Raw genomic sequence first — 11,928 nt, 5'->3', positions numbered from 1 at the left:
TTCCATTAGTAGATGTCATATGCTCCCCTTCGATATCTTCAAATGTTAACTAAACAAAAAAAGCAAAATACTCTAACAATTCTACTTGCATCATCATGCCCCTAGAAGATCAATTTCAACTTATACGTAATAATTGTCCCCTTCTCTACATGAATCTAGGGGCTTCTCCTAAGAAAGCCACGTCCGATTGAGAGAACCTTACAGTTACTGTTTCACTTTATTTGCTTGTCCACTATCGGAGATTCTGCTCATAGGCACAGAAGAAATATCAATAGTCGTATCCACACTCTTATCCGTAAGCTCAACAATCGTGTTTCCATGATTGATTTGGTTCAAATCCCACAACATCCCATGAAACTCATTATGTTGTCCGCTCACCTTCAAAACACTTTTTGTTTTACTTGAAGGTTGTATCTGTAAATTGGTAAATTGATTCCCACTAGCCTCATTCGGTATCGTTGAATAACTATCCATGTAAATCATGTTTACACAATCCTCTAAAGAAAAATTCAGAAACCGATTAGCATTGATCCACGCATATCCAGAATTCGGTTTATCCACTTTTAACTTTACTCCATTCTTCATTCCTACTACCTTAACGTTTTCAAAGTTAACAAAAGAAATCTCATGCTCTTTTCCACCAGCGTATAACGATATCCCTGTACCCTTGTTCGTTTCAGACCAATTGATAATATTTATATCCTTTATATGTGTTTTGTTCCAAGTGTTATAATATTTATGTTTACCATCTAAATAGATCACTTCCGAATTAAAATTCGCATCATCAATTGCAATATAGGCCCCTTCCATTGAAGCATTCTTCTCAAGTTCAATTACCCTGAAGTTACCATTCACAATAAACTGTGTTCCATACCCGAATAATAACTTAACACCTTGCTTCACAACGATAGGTGAAGTAATCTTATACTTTTTGTCATCAAGAAAAACCGTCTTTATTTTACTATCCTTTGCTTTATTAATAGCTGATTGAATTTTATCAGAATCACTTGTTCCTTTAAAATCCTCAACATATATCTTCTCTTTTCGATCTGAATTAGAATGATTCTGATAGTAAATAACAAAAACAATTAGCACTATACCTAAGAAGATTAAACCAATTATCTTTTTCATCGTACTCATCCCCATATTTAGTTTCCTTTCTTCGGTTCGTTATATATGAATACTCTACTGTTATCGTCAATAGCCTCAAGTATTAACACAGTCATGAAACGAGATTAAAAGACCGCCATACATTCTCTATGAACTGATATGATCTCACCTAAGCAGGAAGTATAAAACCCCACCTTTTTATACAGTAATATTTAAACCTTATTTACAAGGGATTTTTAACTAAAAAGAGAATAATTGGATTTTATACCATTATTTATAACTCTTACCTCTTTTATTTTCTTGCAGATAGATCTTTTTTGCAAGCAAAAGGTGTATACGCTTACCATTTTCTTTTCCTTAAAGATTTACGTCCGAAGTATCAGAAGAAAACACATATCTCAACCGATCACTTTCTCTTGTAATTGCAATAATTTGAGCATGGCGGACCAACTCGTTCACCATATATGCTTCCATTCACGAGAGGTTTCACCCATTTCTTTAAATCTGTTTCCTCTATACTTTGAATTACCTGTAGTAATATGCAAACAATCAATACGAATAACTAAAAATTGAAGAATGTAACATGCTTTCAAAAACAACAAATTGTTATGGTAAGATTTCCAATGTATAATTATGGTATTGTTTGTTTTTAGGAAAATAATACGGGGGAATTTTTAATGAAAAAAATCATACTAGGGACACTTACAACGTTCTTGTTATTAGCTGGATGTAATAATTCTACTGAAAGTAAACCAGCTGATTCAAAAAAGATCGCGGCAGAAGAAGAAACGAAATCTACAAAAAATGAGGATAAACAGGATTCGAATCCGAAAAAAGATGAAGAAGTTTTATCACCTACCAATCAGATTACAAAAGATTTCATCACACCATTATTAGTAAAACCAGAAACACCTGCTGATATTATGAAAATACAAGTACAAGAAGATATGAAGCAAAAACTTGAGGAAATTAATAAAAAAATGAAAGCGAGTCTTCAAAAAAACTATACATGGTACATGGAGTATATAAAAGCAGCACAGCCTGGAGAAAGATTAGCATATCATGAAAATATGGGAATTACACAGGAAGAATATGAATTGTTCCTATCATCAGATCAATATATGAAACTTGTTAAAGGACAAGAAGGAAAAATTCACTTCAAAAAGATCAATAACAATGTATACGAGATTCAAGCTAGCTCTCCAATCAAATTATTAAACAAAGTTCAAATTGATTTTGCTAGCAATACATTAAAAACAGAGTTTGGTACACTAAATTACGATGGTAAAGTCGAAGCTTCCGATGCCCAAAAAATAACTGGCAGATGGAATGGTGAGCAGTGGAAACTAAGCACAGGTAGCTTCACCGCAACGTATGCAATTGGTCAACTTGAAGACTCAAAAAAAACAATTATTTATATAACAGCAAAAGGCCTTTTAGATGGAAAAACAATCAATCAAGATCAAGTGATTGAATTTAAGGCACAATAATTCATAAGATAAAAAATGTTTTAGGCTATAGAAAAGAGTATTAAACTGGTAAAAAACAGTCGTAGATGTGCAAAAATAATAAGTATCCCAAAACTCCGAAAAGCCCCTTTCAGAAATGAAGGGACTTTTCATTCATATCATCAGCGTTATTGGAAGTTTGTTTTCAATTCATTTTAACTATCATTTTAATTTGAGCCTATTGGGATTGGAAGGTATGATTTTTAATGGTCTCATCATGTCATGGTCTTCATGCTCTAAACGATGACAATGCCATACATAGTCTCCAGAATACGGTTCAAACTTCATTATAATTCGAACGATTTGTTCACCCCCTACTAGAACGGTGTCTTTTAAACCGAAATCGGCCGGGAGAGGATCTAACAATTTTCCATTCAGATCGTGGCGATCAAGGACACGAAAATTAACAAGATGTATATGGATAGGATGAATTCCAACGGTTAAATTCACTAACTCCCATATTTCGATAGAATCAAGTAATGGTGTTTCTGTCACTGGATCGTCCCATTCTTTATCATCTAATAAAAGCATAGGACGCCCAAATTCATCTTCTGAGTCACTTAGTGTTAACCGTCTTACTTTTCTTACCTCAACTTCCTTTAATGGGATAAATTCAATGTTGCTTAAGAGACATGGAATTTTGCTTTTATCAGGGCAAGACAACGGCTTAGTTACTTGGAACTCCATTACCTCGCCAGTTGGATTTTCTAAATCACTTCCATTTTGTAATACTACTTTCTTCCCCTCTAAACCTGAGAAGTCAACAATGATGTCCATACGTTCAGCAGGTGAAACATCCAAACTTTGTACTCTAATTGGCCGTTTAAGAAGACCACCATCTGTTCCGATTAAAAAGAATGAACTAAGGTCACTAAATTGGAACTGATATGTTCGAGTATTAGAAGCGTTTAATAAACGAAATCTGTATTTGCGGGGCTCTACTTTTAAAAATGGCCATACTTTCCCGTTAACTGTAATTGTATTTCCTAAAAACAGAGGAACAATAGAAGGACATGGTAAATTAGGGGATGGATTATCTGGTTGAGCAGGATAAAAGAGGGACCCGTCTGGATTAAAGGATCTATCTTGAACGATAAGCGGTATCTCGTATTTCCCCTTCGGAAGCGGAAGTGATCTTTCTTCCTTATCGCGAATCAAGTAAAGACCTGCAAGACCTGCATACACATTCAGACGAGTAATCCCAATCGCATGGTCATGATACCAAAGGGCAGTTGCTCGTTCTCGATTCGTATAATAATAAATCTCTTTCACGAATTTAGCGCCTGTTTGTTGAAAGTTTCTCGTAAACCATGCTTCAGGATGACCATCACTATCTGGTTCACTTGGGCTTCCATGTAGATGAACAACAGTGCGTACTTCTGGATTATCATGGGCTCCGTGAACGGTTTTATCAACTGGTAAAAAGTGTTTTTTAGGTAAATCGTTTGTCCATCTCACATATATAGGATGATTTTTTTCAACATCAAACGTTGGACCAGGTACTAACCCGTTATAACCCCATACCTTCGTTTTAGGTAAATCTCTATGAAACTTGTGTAGTGTTTCAATCATGCGTACATCATAAAGCGGCTTTCCTTTATATGTTCCTTTCGGTTTGATTATGGAAGGAATCGGAAGGGAATCCACAAATTTTTTTAGTCCCAAACATTTTTCTCTCCTTTCATTTAATAGAGTATAGTATATTTTATTAAACAAATATTTTTTTGTTTGTATACTTGTCTAACAAAACTTTTGATAAGTGGGGGAGTATTCATATTCATCAAGGATTTGATTTTCTTCTCTTTTAAAAGCTTTATGCAAGAATATATACATTCTTCTTTTGTTGCGTATGTTATTGATGCAATTTCAGTTGCATTACCAACAATCAGTTTTCCAAGTATTTTATACATCTTTAGCAGTGCAGGTACAAAAGAATGATTAGACGCAAGTACCTACACATCTCTTGTAACACTTGTATGAGCAGTCATCGCCACTATTTAATCTGAAAGAAAAAAGACACTCGGCGAAGTGCCTTTTTTTATACTCCTAATGTAGACCTCAATTCGATTCTATTCCCTACTGCTTGAAGAAATTTTCGATTAGCAGATCCTTAGTCTTATCCAGACTGTCTAAAAAAAGAATCAAGATCATTTTAGGCGGGGGACTTACTAGTATTTTTTTAACCCTTACCTCTCCACAAACCTCCCAATTTCCTTCAGAAACCGCAGATTCAGCATCCCAACAGGTCCATTCCGATGCTTCGCTATCTGAATTTCTGTTATATCTTTATGCTCCGTCTCCTTATCATAATAATCCTCCCGATACATCAGCATAATCACATCCGCATCCTGCTCAATCTGCCCTGTCTCTCTTAAATCAGAAAGTAGCGGGCGCTTATCATGACGCGACTCCACCCCGCGAGACAATTGTGAAAGCGCTACGACGCACACATTTAAATCACGCGCTAGCAGCTTCAGCTTACGAGAAATTTCACTCATTTCCTGAAACCTATTTCCCCGATATTTCGAATCGCCTGTAATAAGCTGCAAGTAATCAACAATAACAAGCAATTTCTTATCCCCATGCTTTCGTTTCAGCTTCCTCACTTGCACCCAAATCTCCTGCGTTGTGACTCCTGCTTTATCATAAATCTCTAGCGGCAGATCCCCAATTTCCGCAAATGCGCGGCTCGTTTTTCCCCAGTCCTCTATCGTAAAACGATGCTTCGGGTTTTTCAGCCGTCTTCCAGATACCTCACCTAAACAAGAAACCATTCGTTTCAAAAGTTGCTTATCGCTCATCTCCAGGGAAAACAACCCAACTGCCGCATCCGATTTTGCTGCATGAAGCGCAATATTTAAAGCGAACGCCGTCTTTCCCATCGAAGGCCGCGCCCCAATCACAACAAAATCCCCTTCCTGCAAGCCACACGTCATCTTATTTAAAGCTGGAAAACCAGTCTCAATGCCAGTAAGTTCTTCTGTATCTTGATGAAGCTCTTCATAAAGATCGACTAACGTATCCTTCAAATCAAAATCGAGTGTGCAATCCACCTCTTCCAGTTCACAAAGCCTCGTAATCGTCTCTCCAATTACTTTCTCATCCTTCTCCGCAAGAAGCCGTTCGCACATGCTGTGTGCCACGCTTCCCGCCTGGTTCATTTTCCAAGCATTTCGAACAAGCCCCTCATAATAAAAGAAGTTGGTAGTAGTAGGCACACCCTCAATCATATTAACTAAGTATTCCATTCCCCCAATTTGCGCCAAAAAAGCAGCATCCATTCTTGAAACAAGCGTAACAAGATCAAGCGGCTGCATATCTTCCTCTACTTCCCGAATCAACTTGAATATAGCTCGGTGCACAGCCGTAGAAAAGTGCTGCTCAGTCAAGCGGCACTCCTTAATCAGTTCTCCTTCAAGAAGTAAAGACCCTAATACCGTCTGTTCTGCCTCAACATTTTGAATGCTCATGGACGCCATCCTTCTTCCTTGAGAAACTTCTGCAACTCTTCTTCAGACGGCACATTTTTCTCCCACTCCTCGCACTCCTCAAGGAACTTCTCAGTTTCATACACGGCAGTCGGCTCCTTCTTCCGAAACTTCACTGCCGCCTCTTCTACTTCACTAACCTTCGTATATCCCTTTCCGTGCCAATCTCGCAAAATCCCCTTCACATAAGCAATCGTCCGCTTATTATTTTCATAAGAAATCTGAAGTGCTTTTAGTACAAGCTCCTCCGACAAATCAGCCATCCATTCACTTAATTCCTCCGCTGCATAAGACGACAAACTACCGAAGTGTTGTTCATAAAACGTAAATACACTGCTGCCCGGTTCCGCTTCTTCTACTTCCACATCCGCTTCACAGCTTGCAAAGGTTTCTTTAGGGATAATCTCAGACAATTCACTCGGCATACCGAAATGCTCTAGCAATAACGGAATATGTAACTCTTCCTCCAAGCATCTTTGAAGAAACATACGGACAAACTCTTTGCTTTTCACAGTCTTCAACTCACGTAACACGCACTTCTCCACGTTTGTATTCGTAATCGGATTATAGCGTAACCAATTCAGAATATATAACTCCTTCGTTTCCGCATCGTACAATATCTTTCCATAATCAACAAAGCGCTGCAGTAACTTCTCAACGGTCTCCCTGTTATAACCTGTTTCCATCTCCGCCAAGCGCTTCGGCAGCGAATACATCCCGCACTGCGTCGTCTTTGAACACGTCAGCAAATATATGTAAAAGTACCTCTCCTCCGGCGTTAAATCGAGCACAAAATCATCCTGCCAAAAATTCACCTGTACATTACGATATACTGCCATGTGTATTCCTCCTATCCTTTAATGAAACATATGTAATTTTGAGTTCCATCATGTATATAGGGATGAGGGAGGAATTTTGGCGGGGGTATTTTATATTTTTCAAAAAAATGACTACGACTACATTTCTTCGAAGGAATGCTTGTAGTAGTTTTTTTATTTTGTTTTTGTAATGCTTTATTATTTGTAAGGGGCTTAGTAGAGGTTTATAATGGGCTGTTGAGGGGCTATACATCCGTATGAAAACAGCAACACCATTTTATAACTTTTGGTCAACAGTTATGTTTTTTCATTTACATGTAAACCAGGATTCAAAAAACATATAGTTATAGAATGATACTTAATCTGTGGTCGAAAGTACATAAAAAGGTGCTAGTATGCATTACGGAGAATACAAAGAATAAAGTACAGAGACGAAGTAAAAACTAAAAAAATTAGACAAGGAAATTGGAGAGATGAATTAAATGTTAAAGATAATTAAACATTTAAAACCTTTTACTGCCTCAATCATTGCAGTTATATGTCTATTATCCATACAAGCCGTATGTGACCTATCACTGCCAGATTACATGTCTAAAATTGTGAATGTAGGTATTCAGCAAAAAGGTGTAGAAAACGCAGTACCTGAGGTTATTCGTAAGAGTGAGATGGATAAACTTAAGCTCTTTATGAATGAAAATGAGAAGAAAAAAGTAGATAACAACTATGCGCTTTTAGATAAGAACAATCTTTCTCAAAGTGAGCTAAAAAATGATTTGAAAGATTATCCGCAGCTGGATAAAGAACCCCTTTATAAGCTACATACAGAGGATAAAAATACAATTAACGAACTGAACGATATCTTTGGGAAACCAATGTTAATTACACAAGGAATTGAAAAAGGCGGCCCATCTGCTTTTACTCCTGCTGCGCCAGGTGATAACAATACACCGGCGAAACTTCCGCCAAATACAGATCCTTTCGCAGTCATTGCGAAAATGCCTCAAGATCAAATCAATGCAATGAAAGAAAAGGCAGATGAAAAGTTTAAGAATATGCCAGGCAGCATGGTAACACAGTCAGCCGTTTCATTCATTGAGAATGAGTATAAAAAGATTGGCATCAATACAGATAAGCTTCAATCCAATTTCATTCTTACTTCTGGCGGAAAAATGCTGCTTCTATCCTTAGTAAGTATGGCAGCAACCGTTGTCGTGAGTTTACTTGCTGCAAAAGTAGCTGCGGGACTCGGCAGAGATCTTAGAAAGAAAGTATTTCGGAAGGTTACAAACTTCTCAAATGCGGAGTTTGATAAGTTTTCCACTGCCTCTTTAATCACAAGAAGTACAAATGATATCCAGCAAGTGCAAACCCTTATGGTTATGCTGCTTCGCATTGTATTCTATGCACCGATTTTAGGAATAGGCGGCATTATTAAAGTACTTACTACAGACCTTTCAATGGGATGGATTATCGCAGTTGCAGTTATCGCCATTTTAAGCTTAGTCATTGGTTTATTTAGCATCGCGATCCCTAAGTTTAAGAGTATCCAAAAGTTAGTAGATAAAATTAACTTAATCACTCGTGAATCTTTAACAGGTATGCTCGTGATTCGTGCTTTTAATAATCAAAAGCATGAAGAAAAGAAATTTGAAAAAGGAAATCAAGACTTAACAAGAACGAATTTATTTGTAAGCCGTTTAATGTCATTTATGATGCCAATGATGATGTTTATCATGAATGCCGTTACTGTACTGATTATTTGGGTTGGATCACACCAAGTGGATATGGGACATATGCAAGTTGGTGATATGATGGCATTTATGCAATATACAATGCAAATCATCATGGCCTTCTTAATGATTTCAATGGTATCTATTATGGTTCCGCGTGCTTCTGTATCTGCACAACGTATCGCAGAAGTTTTAGACACTGACGTTACCATTCATGATGCAGAGGAACCAAAACCTTTCTCTTCAGACAAGAAAGGTTACGTTGAATTTAAAAATGTTAGCTTTAAATATCCAGGTGCAGAAGAAGATGTGCTTTCTAATATCACCTTTACCGCAAAGCCTGGAGAAACGACAGCTTTCATCGGAAGTACAGGTAGTGGTAAATCAACATTAATCAACTTAATTCCACGCTTTTACGATGTCACAAGCGGCCAAATCTTAATAGATGGCACTGATATTAGAGAAGTATCTCAGAAAGAATTAAGAGAAAAAATTGGTTACGTACCGCAAAAAGGAGTTTTATTCTCCGGTACAATCGAAAGTAATTTGAAATACGGTAAGAAAGAAGCAACCGAAGAAGAACTAACAAAAGCAGCAGAAATCGCTCAGGCGATGGAGTTTATTAACGCGAAACCTGAAAGCTTCCGTACAGAAATATCACAAGGTGGTACGAACGTTTCAGGCGGTCAAAAACAAAGGCTTTCTATTGCGCGTGCTCTTACAAAAAAATCGGAAATCTTCATATTTGATGATAGTTTCTCAGCTCTTGACTTTAAGACAGATGCAGCATTGCGCAGAGCTTTAAACAATGAGATTGCAGGAAGTACTCTTTTACTTGTTGCCCAAAGAATCAGTACCATTATGAATGCAGATAAGATCATTGTACTTGATGAAGGAGAAATAGTCGGAACAGGTACTCATGAAGAGCTTATGGAAAACTGTGAAGTTTATAAGCAAATTGCTTTATCGCAACTTTCAAGAGAGGAGTTGTCATCATGAGTGAGAAAAAAGTAGAACATAATAAACAAGGTGGTCCTGGTGGTGGCCATGGCGGCGGTCATATGGGCGGCGGCATGCGAAAGATTGAGAAGGCAAAAAATTTCAAGGGAACGATGAATAAGCTCCTTCAATACTTGAAGCCCTATAAATTATCAATCTTAATCGTTATCCTTTTCGCAATCGGTAGTGCCGCCTTCGCAATCGTCGGTCCAAAGATTTTAGGTAAGGCGACAACAAAACTTTTCGAAGGACTCGTAGACAAAGTAACAGGCGTACACGGTGCTGCCATTGACTTTACCTATATCGGAAACATTGCCCTTCTGCTCCTTGGATTATATATAGCGAGTACTGCGTTTGGCATTATCCAAGGCTATATCATTTCGGGAGTCGCACAAAAGGTATCTTATAACTTCAGAAAAGAAATTGATGAAAAGATCAACCGTATGCCGCTGAATTACTTTGATAAAACAACGCACGGGGAAGTATTATCTAGAATTACGAATGACGTAGATACGGTGAGCCAGACTTTAAATCAAAGTATGTCGCAAATCATCACATCCGTTATTACCATCATCGGTGTATTCATCATGATGTTATCAATCAGCTGGCAAATGACATTAGTCGCGCTCTTAATCTTGCCAGTATCCATGATACTTATCATGGCAGTCGTAAAACGATCACAAAAATACTTCAAATCCCAGCAAGAATATTTAGGACACGTTAACGGTCAGGTCGAAGAAATTTATAGTGGTCACAATATCGTAAAAGCCTTCAACAAAGAAGAAGAAGAAGTGAAAAAATTCGAAAAGGTGAATGATACCCTTTACCACTCCGCATGGAAGTCTCAATTTTTATCTGGAATGATGATGCCGATTATGATGTTTATCGGGAATATCGGTTACGTAGCTGTCTCGATTTTAGGCGGATGGCTTGCGGCCAAGAGAACCATCGCAGTTGGAGATATTCTAGCCTTTGTACAATATGTAAGAAACTTTACGCAGCCAATCGCTCAAGTAGCGCAAATCGCGAACGTACTCCAATCCACAGCTGCCGCTGCAGAAAGAGTTTTCGAATTTTTAGAAGAAGAAGAGGAAATGCCAGAATCAGAAAATCCAGTGAAGCTGCAAAAAGTAAACGGAGAAGTTACCTTCAAAGATGTTCAATTTGGATACAATCCAGATAAGATCATCATCAATAACTTCTCAGCTAACATTAAGCCTGGGCAAAAAGTAGCAATCGTCGGACCAACCGGGGCTGGTAAAACAACAATCGTCAAACTATTAATGCGATTCTATGACGTAAACAGCGGTGCGATCTGTATAGACGGTCACGACATAAAAGACTTCACGCGCGAAGACTTGCGCAACATGTTCGGGATGGTACTGCAAGACACATGGCTATTTAACGGCTCCATCATGGAAAACATCCGTTACGGTAGACTAGACGCAACCGACGAAGAAGTAATCGAAGCAGCGAAAGCCGCGCACGTGCACAGCTTCGTAAAAACATTACCAAATAGATATAATATGGAACTAAACGAAGAAGCAAGCAACGTATCCCAAGGACAAAAGCAATTACTCACAATTGCCCGCGCCCTTCTAGCGGATCCAAAAATACTCATACTCGACGAAGCAACAAGCTCAATCGACACTCGTACAGAGGTACTGATTCAAAAAGCCATGGAAAACCTCATGGAAGGCAGAACAAGCTTCATCATCGCTCACAGATTATCAACAATCCGTGATGCAGACTTAATCCTTGTTATGAAAGACGGAGATATTGTAGAACAAGGTAATCATGAAGAGTTATTGAAAGCTGATGGTTTCTATGCTTCACTTTATAATAGTCAGTTTGAAGGTGCGGATGCTTCGTGAGATTGATGGGACACTCCTCTTTTTTAGAGGGGTGTTTTGTATTTTATATAATATTTAATAACGAATTAGTTCGTATCATTTTATAAAAGTGTAATAAGGTCAAGCGGTGTCCGTCTTCCTCTATTTTCCTTATCGGCTTGAATACGGAAAATAGAAGTACTGCTCCGCGTCTGTTCGGCATCCATAAGAAAACCAGCAACACTCATTTTGTTGCTGGCTTTCTTTCAAAATATGCTTTATCTCTATCTCTCTAATCTAAATAATAAGCTGAACATTAGTCCTCATGCACCTCAACTAAAAAACGCTTTCTTGAAACCCACCACGTTTTTCCGATTCTAGCTACTAATTTTTCATTGTCACTCTTAACTACCTCTTGTACTATTTGTTATTGAAAATCTATA

At 37.9% G+C, this 11,928-nt stretch carries 9 protein-coding genes; 4 read left to right on the top strand and 5 right to left on the bottom strand.

Annotation, left to right across the window (positions count from 1 at the left end; translation table 11 throughout):
* Positions 1-204 precede the first annotated feature (204 nt).
* Entirely contained in the window at positions 205-1,146 is a 942-nt protein-coding gene (locus tag BLV40_RS15450) for a hypothetical protein (protein ID WP_090691467.1), read from the bottom strand.
* A 641-nt stretch (positions 1,147-1,787) separates the two neighbouring features.
* Here BLV40_RS15450 and BLV40_RS15445 point away from each other — a divergent pair.
* Complete coding sequence (locus tag BLV40_RS15445; RefSeq protein ID WP_090691463.1) at positions 1,788-2,600, top strand: hypothetical protein; 813 nt, start codon at positions 1,788-1,790, stop codon at positions 2,598-2,600.
* A gap of 180 nt (positions 2,601-2,780) precedes the next feature.
* Here the strand turns inward: BLV40_RS15445 and BLV40_RS15440 are convergent, their stop codons facing one another.
* Entirely contained in the window at positions 2,781-4,283 is a 1,503-nt protein-coding gene (locus BLV40_RS15440; RefSeq protein ID WP_090691458.1) for a multicopper oxidase family protein, read from the bottom strand.
* A gap of 150 nt (positions 4,284-4,433) precedes the next feature.
* On the opposite strand from BLV40_RS15440, the gene BLV40_RS29650 reads away from it, so the two are divergent.
* Positions 4,434-4,556, top strand: coding sequence for a hypothetical protein (locus tag BLV40_RS29650; RefSeq protein ID WP_255259939.1), 123 nt, complete (start codon positions 4,434-4,436; stop codon positions 4,554-4,556).
* 248 nt (positions 4,557-4,804) lie between these two features.
* Here the strand turns inward: BLV40_RS29650 and dnaB are convergent, their stop codons facing one another.
* Positions 4,805-6,088: a replicative DNA helicase gene (gene dnaB / locus BLV40_RS15435; protein ID WP_139265543.1), complete on the bottom strand. Its 1,284-nt coding sequence runs from the start codon at positions 6,086-6,088 to the stop codon at positions 4,805-4,807.
* Positions 6,085-6,945, bottom strand: coding sequence for a DnaD domain-containing protein (locus tag BLV40_RS15430; RefSeq protein ID WP_090691453.1), 861 nt, complete (start codon positions 6,943-6,945; stop codon positions 6,085-6,087). Before BLV40_RS15430 ends, dnaB begins: the two co-directional genes overlap by 4 nt.
* 461 nt (positions 6,946-7,406) lie before the next feature.
* On the opposite strand from BLV40_RS15430, the gene BLV40_RS15425 reads away from it, so the two are divergent.
* A complete protein-coding gene (locus BLV40_RS15425) occupies positions 7,407-9,653 on the top strand; it encodes an ABC transporter ATP-binding protein (RefSeq protein ID WP_090691449.1) in 2,247 nt (748 codons plus the stop codon).
* Positions 9,650-11,527, top strand: coding sequence for an ABC transporter ATP-binding protein (locus BLV40_RS15420; protein ID WP_090691446.1), 1,878 nt, complete (start codon positions 9,650-9,652; stop codon positions 11,525-11,527). Before BLV40_RS15425 ends, BLV40_RS15420 begins: the two co-directional genes overlap by 4 nt.
* Before the next feature lie 80 nt (positions 11,528-11,607).
* On the opposite strand, the gene BLV40_RS29645 is transcribed toward BLV40_RS15420, so the two are convergent.
* Positions 11,608-11,733 (bottom strand): hypothetical protein, encoded by a 126-nt coding sequence (locus BLV40_RS29645; RefSeq protein WP_280138905.1) that lies wholly within the window; start codon positions 11,731-11,733, stop codon positions 11,608-11,610.
* Positions 11,734-11,928 lie beyond the last annotated feature (195 nt).

The sequence above is a fragment of the Bacillus sp. 166amftsu genome (assembly GCF_900107445.1).
Classification (GTDB): domain Bacteria; phylum Bacillota; class Bacilli; order Bacillales; family Bacillaceae_G; genus Bacillus_A; species Bacillus_A arachidis.
Note: the sequence above shows the minus strand (reverse complement) of the source record. Positions and strands in the feature narration are given on the sequence as shown.